At 72.1% G+C, this 16517-nt stretch carries 17 protein-coding genes; 11 read left to right on the top strand and 6 right to left on the bottom strand.

Annotated features, from left to right (window positions below; translation table 11 throughout):
• Window positions 1-3: 3 nt before the first annotated feature.
• Window positions 4-474, top strand: a complete 471-nt coding sequence (locus SSP29_RS10825) for an NUDIX domain-containing protein (RefSeq protein ID WP_089100333.1) — start codon at window positions 4-6, stop codon at window positions 472-474.
• A gap of 21 nt (window positions 475-495) precedes the next feature.
• On the opposite strand, the gene SSP29_RS10820 is transcribed toward SSP29_RS10825, so the two are convergent.
• Complete coding sequence (locus SSP29_RS10820; protein ID WP_089100332.1) at window positions 496-1068, bottom strand: TetR/AcrR family transcriptional regulator; 573 nt, start codon at window positions 1066-1068, stop codon at window positions 496-498.
• A 98-nt stretch (window positions 1069-1166) separates the two neighbouring features.
• Between SSP29_RS10820 and SSP29_RS10815 the strand changes: the two genes are divergently transcribed.
• Together SSP29_RS10815 and SSP29_RS10810 are read left to right on the top strand one after the other, a co-directional pair.
• Window positions 1167-2057 carry an SDR family oxidoreductase gene (locus SSP29_RS10815; RefSeq protein ID WP_089100331.1) on the top strand — a complete coding sequence of 297 codons (891 nt, stop codon included), beginning with the start codon at window positions 1167-1169 and terminating at the stop codon, window positions 2055-2057.
• A 113-nt stretch (window positions 2058-2170) separates the two neighbouring features.
• Window positions 2171-3148, top strand: coding sequence for a nucleoside hydrolase (locus SSP29_RS10810; protein WP_089100330.1), 978 nt, complete (start codon window positions 2171-2173; stop codon window positions 3146-3148).
• Between the two features lie 386 nt (window positions 3149-3534).
• Here the strand turns inward: SSP29_RS10810 and SSP29_RS10805 are convergent, their stop codons facing one another.
• Window positions 3535-4476: an LAETG motif-containing sortase-dependent surface protein gene (locus SSP29_RS10805; protein ID WP_089100329.1), complete on the bottom strand. Its 942-nt coding sequence runs from the start codon at window positions 4474-4476 to the stop codon at window positions 3535-3537.
• A 340-nt stretch (window positions 4477-4816) separates the two neighbouring features.
• Between SSP29_RS10805 and SSP29_RS10800 the strand changes: the two genes are divergently transcribed.
• A complete protein-coding gene (locus SSP29_RS10800) occupies window positions 4817-6463 on the top strand; it encodes a glycoside hydrolase family 13 protein (RefSeq protein ID WP_089100328.1) in 1647 nt (548 codons plus the stop codon).
• 6 nt (window positions 6464-6469) lie between these two features.
• Here the strand turns inward: SSP29_RS10800 and SSP29_RS10795 are convergent, their stop codons facing one another.
• Complete coding sequence (locus SSP29_RS10795) at window positions 6470-7345, bottom strand: DUF4142 domain-containing protein (protein ID WP_245883068.1); 876 nt, start codon at window positions 7343-7345, stop codon at window positions 6470-6472.
• Window positions 7346-7558: 213 nt separating this feature from the next.
• Here SSP29_RS10795 and SSP29_RS10790 point away from each other — a divergent pair, with 213 nt between their 5' ends.
• Both SSP29_RS10790 and SSP29_RS10785 read left to right on the top strand, forming a co-directional pair.
• Window positions 7559-8287 (top strand): DUF6445 family protein, encoded by a 729-nt coding sequence (locus SSP29_RS10790; RefSeq protein WP_245883067.1) that lies wholly within the window; start codon window positions 7559-7561, stop codon window positions 8285-8287.
• A 138-nt stretch (window positions 8288-8425) separates the two neighbouring features.
• Window positions 8426-9157: a DUF4232 domain-containing protein gene (locus SSP29_RS10785; RefSeq protein ID WP_089100325.1), complete on the top strand. Its 732-nt coding sequence runs from the start codon at window positions 8426-8428 to the stop codon at window positions 9155-9157.
• A gap of 44 nt (window positions 9158-9201) precedes the next feature.
• Here the strand turns inward: SSP29_RS10785 and SSP29_RS10780 are convergent, their stop codons facing one another.
• Window positions 9202-10134: a formylglycine-generating enzyme family protein gene (locus tag SSP29_RS10780; RefSeq protein ID WP_089100324.1), complete on the bottom strand. Its 933-nt coding sequence runs from the start codon at window positions 10132-10134 to the stop codon at window positions 9202-9204.
• A gap of 77 nt (window positions 10135-10211) precedes the next feature.
• On the opposite strand from SSP29_RS10780, the gene SSP29_RS10775 reads away from it, so the two are divergent.
• Both SSP29_RS10775 and SSP29_RS10770 read left to right on the top strand, forming a co-directional pair.
• A complete protein-coding gene (locus SSP29_RS10775) occupies window positions 10212-10880 on the top strand; it encodes a hypothetical protein (RefSeq protein WP_089100323.1) in 669 nt (222 codons plus the stop codon).
• 51 nt (window positions 10881-10931) lie between these two features.
• A complete protein-coding gene (locus SSP29_RS10770) occupies window positions 10932-12467 on the top strand; it encodes a hypothetical protein (protein ID WP_089100322.1) in 1536 nt (511 codons plus the stop codon).
• 21 nt (window positions 12468-12488) lie between these two features.
• On the opposite strand, the gene SSP29_RS10765 is transcribed toward SSP29_RS10770, so the two are convergent.
• Window positions 12489-12842 (bottom strand): VOC family protein, encoded by a 354-nt coding sequence (locus SSP29_RS10765; protein ID WP_089100321.1) that lies wholly within the window; start codon window positions 12840-12842, stop codon window positions 12489-12491.
• Window positions 12843-12966: 124 nt separating this feature from the next.
• Between SSP29_RS10765 and SSP29_RS10760 the strand changes: the two genes are divergently transcribed.
• Both SSP29_RS10760 and SSP29_RS10755 read left to right on the top strand, forming a co-directional pair.
• Window positions 12967-13632: an SDR family NAD(P)-dependent oxidoreductase gene (locus tag SSP29_RS10760; RefSeq protein ID WP_174855945.1), complete on the top strand. Its 666-nt coding sequence runs from the start codon at window positions 12967-12969 to the stop codon at window positions 13630-13632.
• A 141-nt stretch (window positions 13633-13773) separates the two neighbouring features.
• Window positions 13774-14712 (top strand): MIP/aquaporin family protein, encoded by a 939-nt coding sequence (locus SSP29_RS10755; protein WP_089100319.1) that lies wholly within the window; start codon window positions 13774-13776, stop codon window positions 14710-14712.
• Window positions 14713-14724: 12 nt separating this feature from the next.
• On the opposite strand, the gene SSP29_RS10750 is transcribed toward SSP29_RS10755, so the two are convergent.
• Window positions 14725-14949, bottom strand: a complete 225-nt coding sequence (locus tag SSP29_RS10750) for an antitoxin (protein WP_089100318.1) — start codon at window positions 14947-14949, stop codon at window positions 14725-14727.
• A 277-nt stretch (window positions 14950-15226) separates the two neighbouring features.
• Here SSP29_RS10750 and SSP29_RS10745 point away from each other — a divergent pair, with 277 nt between their 5' ends.
• Complete coding sequence (locus tag SSP29_RS10745) at window positions 15227-16465, top strand: amidohydrolase (protein WP_089100317.1); 1239 nt, start codon at window positions 15227-15229, stop codon at window positions 16463-16465.
• The last annotated feature ends 52 nt before the right edge of the window (window positions 16466-16517 follow it).

The following is a 16517-nucleotide window of genomic DNA, read 5'->3' as shown; positions in this document are numbered from 1 at the left end:
ACCATGGCACGGACCGAGTACTACGACGACCCGGCGGCACCGGAGCCGAACAGCCTGGTGGTCGCCGCGTCCGCCGTGGTCACCGACGACGAAGGGCGCGTACTCCTTCAGCGCCGCCGGGACAACGATCTCTGGGCGTTGCCCGGTGGCGGCATGGAGATGACCGACTCCCTCCCGGGAACGGCCGTCCGGGAGGTGAAGGAGGAGACGGGTCTGGACGTGGAGATCACCGGACTCGTGGGCACGTACACCGACCCACGCCACGTCATCGCCTACTCGGACGGTGAGGTGCGCAGGCAGTTCAACATCTGCTTCACCGCCCGCATGGTCGGCGGCCGACTCACGATCTCGGACGAGTCCACAGAGCTGCGGTTCGTCCGGCCGGAAGAGATCCCCCACCTGCCGATGCACCACACACAGCGACTCCGGCTCCGCCACTTCCTGGAACACCGCGACCTGCCCCATCTCGGCTGACCTCCTTGGGTGGAAGGCCCCTTACGTGAGGGCCGCGGTCGCCTCGCGTAGTTCGTTCAGGGACTGGTGGGTCAGGTCGGGGAGGGTGCGGTCGTTCGCCGGGGTGATCCAGCGGGCGAAGGCGGTCGAGAAGGCCTGGGCGCCCAGGTGGGCGGCGAGGGACGCGGTGGGGTCGGGTACGCCGCGGTCGTGGAGGGCCTTGGCCAGCGTCGTGCTGAGGTTGAGGCTCTTGAACGCGGCGCGTTCCCGCAGCTCGCTGTGGCTGCCGATGACCTGCATCAGCCGGGGGCCGAACGCGCGCTGCTCCGGGGTGAAGGAGGCGGCCAGGGCGTCCAGGGCGGCGGCCACCGTCTCCAGCGGGGTCGCGGTGCCGGGCGCGGCCGCGGCTCCCTCGGCCAGGAGGCGGCCGTGCTCCTCCTGGCCCGCGAACAGCACCTCGCGCTTGTCCGGGAAGTGCCGGAAGAACGTCGTCTTGGTCAGCCCGGCCCGCTCGGCGATCTGGGCGACGGTGGTGCTGTCGTACCCCTGCTCGCCGAACAGGTCGATCGCGGCTTGCACGAGGCGCAGTCGTGCGTTCGGTTCCCATCGGGCCATGGGGACAGCCTAGGTGATGTGACTCGGTACCGTCACGCGGGTATGGTGACGGTACCGAGTCACATCACCTTCTTCTCGTCCATCGGGAGAGTGCTGTCATGCGTGTTTTCGTCACCGGCGCGAGCGGTCACATCGCCTCCGCCGTCATTCCCGAACTGCTGAACGCCGGGCACGAGGTCGTCGGCCTCGCCCGGTCCGAGAACTCCGCGGCGGGCGTCAAGGCCCTGGGCGCCCAGGTGCGCCGCGGTGACCTGGCGGATCCGGACGGCCTGCGGGCGGCCGCGGCCGACGCCGACGCCGTCGTCCATCTCGCCTTCGACCACGCGGCGATGGCCGCCGGGGACATGGCCGGGGCGGCGGCGGCCGACCGGACCGTGGTGCAGGTGTTCGGCGAGGCGCTCGCCGGGACCGGCAAGGCCCTCCTGGGGGTCGGCATGGGGCGCGGCGACGGCAACGAGCATCTCGCCGGGGCGTACGGCGCCAACCCCCGGATCGCCACGGGGCGGCTGTTCGGCGAGTTCGCCGAGCGGGGGGTGCGTGCCGTGCTCGTGGGGATTCCGCCGGTCGTGCACAGTACGCGGGACCGGAGCGGGTTCCTGCCGATCCTGATCCGGACCGCGCGGGCCACGGGGGTCTCCGGCTATGCCGGGGACGGGTCGAACCGGTGGTCCGCCGTGCACACGCTGGACCTCGGGCGGTTGTTCCGGCTGGCGTTGGAGAAGGCGCCGGCGGGCGCGGAGCTGCATGCGGCGGCCGAGGAAGGGGTCGCGGTGCGGGACATCGCCGAGGTGATCGGGCGGCGGCTGGGGGTGCCGGCGGAGAGCGTTCCGGGGGAGCGGCTCGCCGGGCACTTCGGGTTCTTCGGCGGGCTGATATCGCTTGATGCGCCGGTGCGGAGCGAACGGACCCGGGAGCTGCTGGGGTGGCAGCCGGTGGAGGCGGGACTGCTGGCGGACCTTGAGGAGGGGCATTACTTCGAGGGGGAGTGAAGAGGGAGGGGCGCCGTCAGTGGATCGGGCCGGGCTGCCGTCGGCTGCGGGGATCCGTCCGCTGAAAGGCTCCCTCTGGCGCTTAGAGTCAGGGCTGACGGAAGGAGCCCCCTGTGGCCGGTCAGCGCATCCCCGTGATCATCGACTGTGACACCGGTGTCGACGACGCCCTCGCCCTGCTGTTCGCCGTCCGTCACCCGGGGCTGGAGCTGCGGGCGGTGACCTGTGTCGCCGGGAACACGGACGTGGACGGGGTGGTCCGCAACACCCTGACCGTGCTGGAGCAGGCCGGGGCCGGGGACGTTCCCGTCGCCCGGGGCGCCGAGCGGCCGCTGATCGAGGCGGCGCGGTCGGCACGGCATGTGCACGGGGCGGACGGGATGGGGGACCTCGGGCTGCCCGCGCCGACCCGGCGCCCCGCCGACGTCGACGCCGTCACCCTGCTGCGCCGCGAGATCCTCGGCTCGCCCCGCCCGGTCACCCTCATCCCCACCGCGCCGCTCACCAACATCGCCCTGCTGCTGCGCACCCACCCGGAGGTGACCCGGAACATCGAGCGGATCGTGTTCATGGGCGGCGCGGTCGCCACCGGGAACGCCACCCCGGTCGCCGAGTTCAACGTCTGGCACGACCCCGAGGCCGCCGCCGTCCTGCTCACCGCCGGAGTGCCGATCACCATGTACGGGCTGGACGTCTTCCAGCGGGTCGTGGTGCCGGGCGCGGAGGTACGACGGCTGCGCGCGAGCGCGGAACCGGGGGCCCGGCTCGCCGGAGAACTGCTCGCGCACCGGCCCGCCGCCCCCGATCCGGACGGCGAAGGGCAGGACGGCGACGACCCGGACGGCGGCCTCGGTGACGCGGGCGCGGTCTGTGCCGTGGCCGATCCGGCCGGTCTGACCACCCGGCTCCTCCCGGTCGAGGTCTCCCTCGCCCCGGGGCCCACCCGGGGCCAGACCATCGTCGACCGCCGCCCCCGCCCCGGCGAGGCCGAGATCCATGGCGGTACCCGCGAACAGGCCCTGGTGGACGTGGCGTTGGACGTGGACGTGAAGCGGTACGTCAGCCTGTACCTGGAGACCGTCGGCCGCTAGGGCCTGTCTGACAATTCCCGTCTGCCTCGCGACGCCATGCACGCACTCTCGCCGCACCGGGCGCAGACCCAAGTACGTCCAGTACGAGGGCCTACGCCCGGCACGCCGAGAGCACGCACCTGACGCCGCGAGGCCGCCCTCCGGGCGACGACGGGAATTGTCAGACAGGCCCTAGGTGCTCCGCTGGAAGTGCCGGGACAGGCCGTCTGCCGACTGCGGCGCCGTCGTGGCTGGTCGCGCCCACGCGGCGGAGCCGCATATGGATACGGCCCCGCGCCCCTTCAGGGCGCTGCCGTTCGCCGGCCCCGCTCAGCCGCCGGCCTCGGGGACACACGTACGCCCCGGCCGTCCACGACGGCCGGGGCGTACGGACGTACCCGGAGGGATCAGGCGCGGGTCGCCCTGCGGCGCCGGCTCGCGACGACGATCGCGCCGCCGCCGGCCAGCAGCAGGGCCGCGCCGCCGGCGATGTAACCGGTGCTGGAGCTGGCGCCGGTGTGGGCCAGGTCGCCGCCACCGCCGGAGTCGGTGCTCGGGGCCGACGCCGGGGAGGTCGTCGACTCGGACGGGGAGGGGGACGCGGAGGCCGTGCCGGTCGCCGAGCTCTCCGAGGGCGCCGGGGTGGTGGTCTCGGCGGGCGGCGGGGTGGCCGGGGTGGACTCCGACTCGGAGGCGGAGGGCGACGGGGACGGCGAGGACGACTCGGTCGTCGAGCAGTCCTTCGTACCGCCGTTCCAGGACGCGATCAGCTTGTCCTTGATGACCGTGTGGTCCGGGCCGGCCGGCAGGTCGCCGTGCTCGAAGCCGTCGTTGGCGTCCGTGTTCCCGTCGAACTTCGTCGCGCCCCGGTAGAGGTCGATCTGCGCGAAGCAGCCGGCGTCCGGGACCGCGATGTCGAGGGAGTCGGTCTGGCCCTGCTTGACCGTCACGGTGTCGAAGTCGACGAAGATCTGCTGGCCCGAGGTGGCGAAGGTGGGACCGTGGGCGATGTAGGAGGCAAGTGAGGCGGTGCAGGAGGCGGCGTCGCCGGCGGCACGGACCTTGAGGTGGACCTTGCCGTCGTCGGTGACCTTCAGGTTCTGGTCGTCGACCTTCACCGAGTCGTAGAAGTTCGAGCCGTCGATCGAGAACTGGCACTTGTCGGTACCGGTCTCCGTACCGGCGCCGGTGCCGGGGCTGTAGTGGCCGCCGGACTTCCAGCCGTCACCGCCCGGGGTGCTGTTCGCCCAGGCGCCGGACGCGCCGGCGACGGAGGCGGCGCACAGGGCGAACGACGCGACGCCCGTCCCCAGCAGGCGACGCGCGGTGACATGTCTGGCTATGGACATGGAGATCCCATCCGTGGGGTGCTCATCTCTCGCCGGCCCGTCGATGCCCGTCGCGAAGAACGGAAGGGCAGCGGACGGGCGGCGGAAGGGCAGCGGAAAGCGAAGAGACACTGCGCCCATTGGTCACATGCGCCACAGTGTGCGGCCCATGGTGGTTGGCCCTGCCGAACCCTGTCAACCTGCCTTGAATCAAGGGTGGTTCGGGCACCATCACAACTCCCTCACACGGGGAACGATCCGCTCCGGCCGGTGTGAAGTTTCGCTTTCTCGGCAATAGGGACAGACTTCTTCTCGGTGTCTCTCCGCCCGATCGGTGTTTCTCCGCCCGAAAGGAACGCGCGTGGTCGACCTCTCCTCCAGGAATCCCGACTGGTGGCGTCAGGCCGTGATCTACCAGGTGTATCCGCGCAGCTTCGCCGACGCGGACGGCGACGGGCTCGGTGACCTCAAGGGCATCACCGGGCGGCTGTCCCATCTGGGCGCGCTCGGCGTGGACGCCCTGTGGCTCAGCCCGTTCTACCCGTCCGAGCTCGCCGACGGCGGCTACGACGTCGCCGACCACCGCGGCGTCGACCCGCGCCTGGGCACCCTGGACGACTTCGACGCGATGACCGCCGAGGCGCACCGGCTGGGCCTGAAGGTGATCGTCGACATCGTCCCGAACCACACCTCGCACCTGCACCCCTGGTTCCGGGAGGCCCTGCTGTCCGGCCCCGGCTCCGCGGCCCGGGACCGCTACGTCTTCCGGCCCGGCCGCGGTGCGCACGGCGAACTCCCGCCCTCCGACTGGCAGTCGGTGTTCGGCGGCAGCGCCTGGCGCCGGGTCCCGGACGGCGAGTGGTACCTGCACCTCTTCGCCCCCGAGCAGCCCGACCTGAACTGGGCGCACGAGGAGGTCCGCGCCGACTTCCGCACCACCCTGCGCTTCTGGTCCGACCGGGGCGTGGACGGCTTCCGCGTCGACGTGGCCCACGCCCTGGTGAAGGACCTCACCGAACCGCTGCGGGACGTCGCGGAGTTGGGCCCGACCGGCGAGGAGGCGCTGGAGCGCGTCGCGCCCGGCACCCACCCCTACTGGGACCGCGACGAGGTGCACGAGATCTACCGCGACTGGCGCAAGATCTTCGACAGTTACAGCCCGCCCCGCACGGCCGTCGCCGAGGCCTGGGTACCGGACGCGCGGCGGGCGCTGTACGCCCGCCCGGACGAACTCGGCCAGGCCTTCAACTTCGAGTACCTGCAGACCCCCTGGGACGCCGGGGCGCTCCGCGAGGTCATCACCGGCTCGCTCGCCACCGCCCGCGCGGCCGGCGCCTCCGCCACCTGGGTGCTCTCCAACCACGACGTCGTACGGCACGCCTCCCGGCTGACGCTCCCGCCGGGCACGGACGAGAACGCCTGGCTGCTGTCCGGCGGCCGCACGCCGCGCGTCGATGTCTCCCATGGCCTGAGGCGCGCCCGCGCCGCCACCCTCCTCATGCTCGCGCTGCCCGGCTCTTCGTACGTCTACCAGGGCGAGGAACTCGGCCTGGTAGAGGTCGCCGACCTGCCCGTCACCGTCCTCCAGGACCCGATCTGGGCACAGACGGGCCACACCCGCAAGGGCCGCGACGGCTGCCGGGTGCCGCTGCCCTGGACGGCGGACGGTCCGTCGTACGGCTTCGGGGCCGGCGGGGCCTGGCTGCCGCAGCCGGAGTGGTTCGCGTCGTACGCCGTCGAGGCGCAGGACGGTACCGCGGGCTCCACCCTGGAGCTCTACCGCACCGCCCTGCGGCTGCGCCGCAAGCTCCTTGACGGCGAGACGCTGACCTGGGACGAGGCGCCCGCGGGCGTGCTGCACTTCGCCCGGACGGAGGGCTGGCGTTGCGTCACGAACGTGTCGGACGCGCCGGTGCCGCTGCCGCCGGGCGAAGTGCTGCTGGCGAGCGTGCCGTTGCCGCATGACGGCACGCTCCCGCCCGACACCACGGTGTGGCTGGGCGCCTGACGGGACTCAGCCGGCGGTGGGGGTGGCACCCGGGGTCACGTTCACCGCGGTGGTCTGGGTACCCGTGCCGGTGTTCGTCCCGGTTCCGGTTCCGGTGCCGGTTCCCGTCCCGGCTCCGGTGCCCGTGCCGGTACCCGTCCCGCTGCTCGCCCCGGTGAGGCCGTCGATGTTCACCGGGGTCGAGGTGGCGTTCGGCGGCGGGGTGAGCACCACCTGGGGCTGGCCCGCGACCGGCGGCGGCGGGGTCAGGTCGACGGCGGGCAGCTTCGGCGGGGTCGTCTCCTGGAAGAGCACGGTGCCGAAGTCGACGAGACCGGTCTTCTCCATCACCGTGATGTGGTCGAGGACCGTGTCGTTGGCCTGGTCGGCGAGGGCGCGCACCAGGGTGTTCTGGGTGGTGGAGCGGATCTTCGCCACCGTGTTGAAGATCGAGCCGTGCGTGACGCGCAGGATGTTGGCGAAGTCGGTGTCGAACTGCTTGCCGGTGTCCGCGGTCAGCGTGTTGACGAAGCCCTGCTGCTGCGGGCTCGGCAGGTTCGGGATGGTGATGTTGAGCATCTGGGCGACCTTGCGGTCGGTGGTGTCCAGCGCCGAGTGCCCGTCGACCAGGTGCTGGCTGGCCGTGATCACGGCCTGGGACTGGCCCTTCTTCTCGCCGAGCTGCCCCACCGGGTACTCCCAGAGTCCGGCGGCGCGCACCTTCACCACGAAGTCCCGGTCGCCCTCGGTCAGCGGCCCCCACTGGGTGTTGGCGATGACACGGTCCGGTGAACTCGACACGGTGTTCAGACCCAGCATGCTCGGGTAGGCGAGTGCCGCGAGAGTGAAGCTCAGGGCTCCGCCAACAAACAGCGTTCCCGTCGCGTTCCGCGAAAAGCGCACCGGTGTCTCCTGTTTGGTCGGGGTCCCGCGAGGAGCGGGGTCGGTTCGCAGAGGAATACGGACCGGGAAGCGCCGCGAACCTTTTGATTTGGTAAAGAACTTGTGAGGCCTGGCCCTGCCCGGGGCACCGACTTCCCATGTCTTGGCCAGGAGAAGGTGATGGTTTTCTCTGGTGAGAGTGGTCATGACAAAGTCGGGGGCAGGCTTCGCCGCATGCCCCCACACTCATCCCCCCGAGTCCCCCGGCTGCCCAACGGAGCGGCCCCGCGGGGTCCCGCCGTGCGCCCTGCGCTGCCCGTACTGCCCTACCGCAAGCCCACCAAGGGCCGCGACTACTGGGTCTTCGACGACGTCCTCCCGGACGTGGACGCCGTACGGGAGCGGTGCCTGGCCAAGGACGACTGGGTCCAGGGATACCCGTACACCTCGGAGACCTGGCCCGGCCTGCGCACCATGCCCGGCCTGGAGCCCGCCGAACTCGCCGTCGTGGAAGAGCTGGTGCGGAAGGCGACCGGCGCCGGGAAGCTGTGGGTGCAGCAGGCGCCCGGCGGCGGCACCCTCAACCACAACTGCGTCCAGGTGGTCGGCGAGGGCGAGAGCGAGCCGCGCCCGCACACCGACTCACGGTCGCTGTGCCGGTACGCGGCGGTGCTGTACCTCAACCCCGGGGTGGCCAAGGACTGCGGCACCGCGTTCTACCGCCAGTCGCTGCCGGGCGGCCGGCTCGGCGGCAACATCGTGCAGGCCCCGCACAACAACCTCGTCGAGGCGCTCGGGACCCGGTTCGTCCCGGGCGACCACTTCGAGGAGGACGTCCGCGTCCCGCACAAGTACAACCGGCTGCTCCTCTACAGCGCCAACCTCGTGCACAGCGCGACCGGTTACGCCGGGAAGACGCTGGAGGAGAAGCGGATGACGGCGGTGTTCTTCTGGATGGCGTGAGCGGGCGCGTTTGTAACAGCGGGCGTGACACGACCACGACGGGCCCGTGACGGTGATCTCCGAACTTCTCTCCCCGGGCCCGCATCGAAAGGGGTGTCCGGCAGAGAGCCGGGAAGGACACCGCCGCTGGGGGACCCCATGTCGAAGCTTCGCAACCGTCGCACGAACATCCGCAAGACCGCTGTCGCCGTGACCGGCGCCGCCGCGCTGCTGGCCCTGCTGACCGCGTGCAACGGCACCGCGAGCGGCTCCGTCAGCGCCGCCGGCGGTACGGCGGCCCCGGCCGCCGGCGACTCCACGACGGCCGACGGCTCCACGGGCGGCTCGACCGGTGGCTCGACCGGTGGCTCCGGCAGCGGCTCCTCCGGCACCGGGAGCAGCGGGAGCACCTCGGGCTCGTCCACCTCCGGTGGCAGCTCCTCCGGGGGTTCCTCGTCCGGCGGTTCCTCCGCCACCGGCTCGGTGCCCGTCTGCCAGGCCTCCCAGCTCGGCTACTCCTGGGCCGACTCCGGCAGCGGCACCGGCCAGCAGAAGCACGCGGTCGTGGCGTTCACCAACAAGAGCGGCCACTCCTGCACGATGTACGGCTTCCCGGGCGTCGACCTGGTCAACAGCGGTCAGAAGTGGTCGCTCCCGCGCACGAACGCCACCCCGCGGCGGGTCACCCTGGCGAACGGCGCCTCCACCAACTTCGCGATCACCTTCCTGGTGCCGGCGCAGGGCGACTCCAGCACGTTCACGCCGACCACGGCCGTCATCACCGCGCCGAACCAGCGCACGTCCTTCGACCTGCCCTGGCACGGCGGTGCCGTGGTGCTCCAGGACGGCGCCACCCACCCGGGTTCGTACATCGGCCCGGTCGGCGAGTGACCACGGGCCCCTTGGGCCGGCCCGCTTGGTTCACCCTGCTTGGTTCACCCCGCGTCGCGGGCGCAGCGGAAGCCGGTGTGGCCGGTGGAGCTGTCGGGGGTGTTGGCGGTGCGGGCGGCGACCCGGTAGCGGTTGCAGTAGGAGGCGTGACAGAGGTGGGAGCCGCCGCGGATGACGCGGGCGCCGCCGGTCTCCGCGGAGCGGCCGTGCTCGGTGGTCCACCAGTCGGCGCACCACTCCCACACGTTGCCGGAGGTGTTGTACAGGCCGTACCCGTTGGGCGCGAAGGCGTCGACGGGGGCGGTGCCCCGGTAGCCGTCGGCGGCGGTGTTGCGGGTGGGGAAGGTGCCGCGCCAGATGTTGCACCGGTACTCCCCGTCCGGGTCCAGCTCGTCCCCCCACGGGAAACGCGCCTGCTCCAGACCGCCCCGGGCCGCGTACTCCCACTCCGCCTCGGTGGGCAGCCGCTTGCCTGCCCAGGAGGCGTAGGCGGCGGCGTCGTACCAGGAGACGTGGACGACGGGATGGCGGCCGAGCCCGTCGAGCCCGCTGCCCGGTCCGGCCGGCGCGTTCCAGGCGGCCCCCGCGACCGCACACCACCAGGGCGTCTCCGGCGGCCGGGGCGCATCCCGGCGCAGCGCGGCGGGCAGGAACCCGGCGAAGACGTACGACCAGCCCAGCCGTTCGGCGTCGGTGACGTGGCCGGTGTCGGCGACGAACGCGGCGTACTCGTCGTTGCTCACGGCACAGGCGTCGATCCGGAACGGCGACACGCGCACGGTCCGCACCGGCCCCTCCCCGTCCGCCGCGAACCCGTCGGCGTCCTCGGCGCCCATCAGGAACTCACCGCCGGGCAGCGCGACCATGCCGGTGCGCTCGGGGGCGGTGCCGCGCGGGGCTGGGAGGGGCCGGACCGGCAGGTGCGCCGGGGCGGAGGGCGCGCAGCAGGCGGACGGCGGCGGCTGGGTGGACTCCATGACCGGAGTGTGCCGCAGGCACCTGTGACACCGGCCGGTGATAATCGCCGCATGGCTCCTTCCTCGGCCGCCGCCGCGTGAACCTCACCCACCTGCACCGCCGCCTGCTGCCCGACCTGCTGTCGGTCGGCGCCGCGTACCCCCTCGCGCTGACCGGTGACTACGCGGCCCAGGCCCACGGCCTGTTCGACCGCCCCGGCCGGACCGTGGACGTGGCCACGCAGCACCCGGATCCCATGCGGACGATCGCCGAAGCGGTCGCGGCCGGCCTCCGGGAGCGCGGCTGGCGGGTCGCCGCCCGCGAGACGGATCCCGTCTCCGCCCAGCTCGTCGTGACCGACGCGGTCGCGGAGGAGGACGGCGAGGTCGACCTCCTCAAGGAGGCCCTCTGGCACCCGCCGGTCCGGACGGAGCTCGGCCTGACCCTCGCCCTCGAAGACGTGGTCGGCATGCGGGTCTGGGCCCTGGCCGACCGCGGCCTGCCCCGCGACCTCCTGGTCGTGCACGCCGCCGCGGACCGCTGGACCCTCCCCGACCTGGAAGACCTGGGCCGCCGCCACGCCCGGGACACCTTCGACCTCACCGACCTCCAGTCCCGGCTGACCGGCACGGACTGGATCGACGACCGGGAGTTCTCGGTACTCGGCCTCGACGAAGCGGCGACCACCGCCCTCCGCCACTGGGCCCAGACCTGGGCCGACGACATCGCAGAACGCCTGATCGAGGGCCGGCCCCCGGAGGACTGACCCCGGTGGGCTAAGGTGGCTCGCTTTTGTCGCGTACCTATGGGGGGTCTGATGCGGCGGATCACAGTGGCCGCGGGTGTCGTCAGCGTACTCGTGCCGCTTCTCCTGGCAGGCGCTTCGACCGCGTCGGCCGCGGCCAAGGGGTCGCTCACCGTCAAGACGCTGGACCGGAGCGGCAAGCCGGTCTACGCGCAGGTGGCGGTGTACAACACGAAGACGAACGACTTCCGTTACATCGAAGGAAATAAGAAGACCTCGCTGCCCAACGGCAGTTACGAGCTCGCCACGTCCTTCGTCGGCGGCAACAGCGAGGACGCCGTCGTGGGCGGCCACAGCGTGCGGGTCTCCGGGGCCACGACGACCACGTTCGACGGCCGGAAGGGGCGTGCGGTCAAGGTCTCGCTCAGCCCCGACCCGGGCAGCGGATACGACCACACGGTCAGCGCAGCCGTCTGCACCACCGACAACAGCCCCGCCACGATGAGCATCTCGGCATCGGCGGGCGACCTGTACGCCATCCCGAACACCAGTACGGCGTACGAGCTGGCCTACGGCACCACGTACCAGCCGCGGTCGACGAGCGGCGGCGACTTCTGGCTGGCGTCCGCCACGCACGGCCGCGGCGTGCCGTCCGGGGTGTCCGCGAAGCTCACGAAGTCCGGGCTGACCACCCTCAAGGTGTCCGCCCGTTCCGGCCCCGACAGCGGACAGGCGTGGTTCTCGTTCAACGGCGAGCCGGCGAGCGGCTACGACTGCTCGTCGTCCATGGACATCCTCGACTTCCAGCGTGACCTGCCCGACTCCTTCAGCGTCCACGTCCCGGCCGGCCGCTGGGACGTGGGCCAGCAGGGCCACGACTTCATCTACAGCGGGTTCCACAAGTACGCGGCCGGCAAGACTGCCTCGCTCTCCCTCGGCCACGCGGTCTGGGGCCCCGGCGGGCGGCTGCCGTACACCTGGTACCACCAGCTGTACTTCGGCGACGACAACCTGTTCGCCGACCCCAGGCTCACGGGCGGCGGGGTCCTCGCCTCCGGCAGCGTGAAGCTGACCCACGCGGGCAGGACGCTCTACTCGAACACGTACAGCCCCTCGAAGGAGATCGACGCGCATCCGCGGATCCCGGGGTCGGGCTGGTACACCCTGACGGAGACCGGCCACCGCGGCGGCCTGCCGTCCGGCTCGCTGTCGACCTCCGCCGGCCTCTCCCTGCACTTCTACGCGGACGCGGGCAAGAACCAGCAGATCCGGAACTACCTCACCCGGTTCTGGCCGGAGGCCCTGAACAGCAGGAACCAGGCCGCCGCCGCGTCGACCACGACCGTCGACCTGGGCATGCAGCGCCTCGGCACGGACGACGGCACGATCCGTCAGCTGTCGGACGGTGTGAAGTCCGTCCGGGCCTGGTACACCACCGACAACGGCGCCCACTGGAACGCGACCGCCGCGAAGCTGTCCGGCGGCAAGTGGACCATCGCCGTCCACAACCCCGGCTCCGGCGGCCGTGTCGGTCTGCGCTCGACGGTCACCGACACCCACGGCGACACCTCGACGACCACGGTGTACAACGCGTACGCCGTCAGCTGAGGAACTGTCGGCGCCCCGCCGTCAGGCCGGCTGCCACAGTTCGATGCGGTTGCCCTCGGGGTCGGTGACCCAGCCGAAGCGGCCGATGCCGTCCATGTCCTGGGTCTCGGCGGCGACGTCCGCGCCCTTGGCACGCAGTTGCGCGAGCATCGCGTCCAGGTCGCGGACCCGGAAGTTGAGCATGGTCTGCTGGACGGGGGAGCCGAAGTAGTCGGTCCCGGACTCGAAGGCCGCGAACACCGTCGGCCCGGCCGCCGGCTGCCACAGGCCGTTGTCGTCGGCGTCCAGGCCCAGGCAGTCGCGGTACCAGGCGCTCAGGGCCGCCGGGTCGGCGGAGCGCAGGAAGTACCCGCCGATTCCAAGCACACGTTCCATGCCGCCATCCTGCCAGGACGGGGATCGGGCGGCTCGGACCCGGTGCGTACGTGTGAAGTCGGGGGCGGCGCGGTACGGACCTAGGTGCACGTCGCAACGCCACCTCAGCCTTCGGGAGAACGCCGTGAGCAGTATCGCCATCGTGGGGGCCGGGCCGGGGCTAGGGGCCGCCGTCGCCCGGCGGTTCGGGCGGGAGGGGTACGGGGTGGCGCTGCTGGCGCGGGACGGGGAGCGGCTCGGGGCGCTGGCCGAGCAGCTTGCCGGAGAGGGCGTCCGGGCCCGTGGGTTCGCCGCCGACGTCAGGGATCCGCTCGCCCTCGCGGGGGCGCTGGCGCGGGCCGCCGAGGAGCTCGGGACCGTCGAGATCCTGCAGTACAGCCCGGTACCGCAGCGGGACTTCATGCTGCCCGTCCTGGAGACCACCCACGCGGACCTGTTCGGCCCGGTCGAGTTCTCGGTGTACGGGCCCGTCGCCGCCGTGCAGCAGGTGCTGCCGGGGATGCGGGAACTGGGCCGCGGGACGATCCTCTTCGTCAACGGCGGTACGGCCGTCATCCCGCACCCCGAGCGGGCCGGGACCTCCATCGCCTTCGCCGCCGAGAGCGCGTACGGGCATCTGCTGCACGACCGGCTCGCGGCGGAGGGGATCCACGTGGCGCAACTGGTCATCCCGGGGGCCATCGTCGCCGGGCACGCCCGCAAGGACCCCGCCGTGCTCGCCGACACGCTGTGGGGGATGCACCGCGACCGGCACGGGTTCCGGCACTACGCCGACGACCTGGAGAGCTGACCGGTCGTCGCCGGGCCGCCCGGGCCCGCCCGGCCTGCCTGCGCAAAAGGGTCGATCTGCGCGAACATCATTTGTGGGACAAAATGGTGTTCGCCTGATTGCTCCCCGCGGGGAGCCAGCGATGGCTGAAGGGGGCCAGCGATGGCCGTGGAAATACCTCCTCTCCTCAAGCCCTCCCGGCTCAGAAGCCGTGGAGGCCTGCTCGGTGAGTGCCTGGCAGAGTTTCTCGGGACCTTCGTTCTCATCTCGTTCGGCTGCGGTGTCGTGGCGATGGCCGTCGCGGCGCTGCCCGGGTCCGGGCGCGCGGCGACGCCGACGACCATCTTCCTCGCCGCCGGTGACTGGCTCCTGATCACCTGGGGCTGGGCCCTGGCCGTGACCTTCGGCATCTACGTGGCCGGCGGCGTCAGCGGCGCCCATCTGAACCCCGCGGTGACACTGGCGTTCGCCGTGCGCCGCAAGTTCCCGTGGGTGAAGGTGCTGCCCTTCTGGATGTCGCAGGTGCTCGGCGCCCTCGCCGGGGCGGCGCTGGTCTATCTCGTCTACCACGACGCGATCAACGCGTTCGACGCCGCGTCGAAACCGCCGAAGGTGGGCGGGCACACCGAGGCGACCTTCTCGATCTTCGCCACCTTCCCGGCGCCGTACTACCACGGCGGGAACTGGGGGCCGCTGATCGACCAGATCGTCGGTACGGCCTTCCTCGTCATGTTCGTCGTCGCGGTCGTCGACCTGCGCAACACGGCCGTGGGGTCCAACCTGGGGCCGTTCGTCATCGGCCTCGCCGTCGCCGCGATCGGCATGTCCTACGGCGCGAACGCCGGCTACGCCATCAACCCCGCCCGCGACTTCGGGCCGCGGCTGCTCACCTGGTTCACCGGGTGGCAGAGCTTCGCGTTCCCGGGGAACGGGGAGTGGTTCAGCAACTACTTCTGGATCCCGATCGTCGGTCCGCTGATCGGCGGCGTGATCGGGGTGCTGGTCTACGACCTGTTCATCGGCGACGTCCTGCACGCCCGGCTCCAGCTGGGCGAGTTGCCGGAGCCGGGCCGGACCCGTCCGACCACGGACGAACCGTAGCCGTAGCGGCCGTCACGGCTTCTCGGTGCCCTGCTCCCCCAGGCGTTGCACCAGCTGCTGCGCCTTGGAGACTCCGGTGTCGATCTGCTCGGTGTACTTGCCGTCGGTCCGTTCGTCGACCAGGTCGCCCGCCTTCTCCAGACCGGTCCCGATCGCGTCACCGTGTTCCTCGGCGATGTCCTTCGCCTTGTCCGCCAGGTTCTTGAGTCCGTCGATTCCGCCGATTCCATCGAACATGCCGGAATCGTCCCGGGCGGGAGCCGGCGGCGGCAAGACGGCGCCCGGGGCATTCGGCGGGGCGTGAAAGGAGCGTCAGCTGGAGCGCCCCTTCAGGGGCGCGGGGCTGTATTGCGTGTGCGGCTATCGCCGCGTGGGCGCGACCAGCCGCGACGGCGGCGCGGATGAACGGCGGCCGTTCGTCGTTTTCCGGCGTTCACGTGCGAAGTCCGGTCCCGGGGCCGATCCTGATCCTTGACTCGGCAGCCACGCAACGCACACCCCGGGAGACGACGTCATGACCACCAGCCCCCTCCTGTCCGGCCTGAGCGAAGAGCTCCCCGAGCTGCGGGCGCTGTACGAGGATCTGCACACGCATCCTGAGCTGTCCTTCCAGGAGGAGCGGACCGCGGCCGTCGTCGCGGGGCGGCTGCGGGAGCAGGGCGGCTGGGAGGTCACCGAGGGGGTCGGCGGCACCGGGGTGGTCGGGGTGCTGGCCAACGGGGACGGGCCCGTCGTGCTGCTGCGGGCCGACATGGACGCGCTGCCGGTCCGGGAGGAGACCGGGCTGGCGTACGCCTCGGAGACCGACGGGGTGATGCACGCCTGCGGCCACGACATGCATGTCGCCTGGCTGCTGGGGGCCACCGGGCGGCTGGCCGCGGTGCGGGACGGCTGGCGGGGGACGGTGGTCGCGGTGTTCCAGCCGGGCGAGGAGGTGGGCGGGGCGCCGAAGATGCTCGCGGACGGGTTCGCCGAGCGGTTCCCGCGGCCGGACGTGTGCCTGGGCCAGCATGTGGCGGCCGCGCCGGCCGGGCTGGTCGGCACCCGGGCGGGGGCGCTGATGGCGGGCGCGGACAGCATGCGGGTCACGCTGTTCGGGCGGGGCGGGCACGGGTCCACGCCGGAGGCCACCGTCGACCCGGTGGTGCTGGCCGCGGCCGTGGTGATGCGGCTTCAGACGGTCGTCTCCCGGGAGGTGGCCGCGGGCCAGCAGGCCGTCGTCACGGTCGGCTCCATCCACGGCGGGACGAAGGAGAACATCATCCCGGACACCGTCGAGCTGAAGATCAACATACGGACCGCCACGGAGGCCGTCCGGGAGCGCGTGCTGGCGGCGGTCGAGCGGATCGTACGGGCCGAGTCCGCCGCCTCCGCCGCGCCGAAGGAACCGGAGTTCGAGCCCATCGACTCCTTCCCGGTCACCCACAACGACCCCGCGGCGACCGCCTCCGTCCAGGCCGCGCTGGCCGCCGAATTCCCGGGCCTCACCTTCGAGCTGACCTCACCGGTGCCCAACAGCGAGGACTTCGGGGCCTTCGGTACGGCCCTGGGGGTGCCCTCGGTCTACTGGTTCGTCGGCGGCGCCGACCACAAGCTCTACGAGGGCGTCGACCTGGAGGCCCTGGTCCGCGACGGCATCCCCCCGCAGATCCCCTCCAACCACTCCCCGCACTTCGCCCCCGCCCCCGACCCGACGCTGGAGACGGGCGTACGGGCGCTGCTCGCGGCGGCGGGCCACTGGCTCGCCCCCTGACACGCACCGGCGCACCTCAGCGCGCCCGCCCGCCGGTGTCCCGGAATCGCCG

It is taken from the genome of Streptomyces hyaluromycini (genome assembly GCF_002217755.1).
Lineage (GTDB): Bacteria > Actinomycetota > Actinomycetes > Streptomycetales > Streptomycetaceae > Streptomyces > Streptomyces hyaluromycini.
Note: the sequence above shows the minus strand (reverse complement) of the source record. Positions and strands in the feature narration are given on the sequence as shown.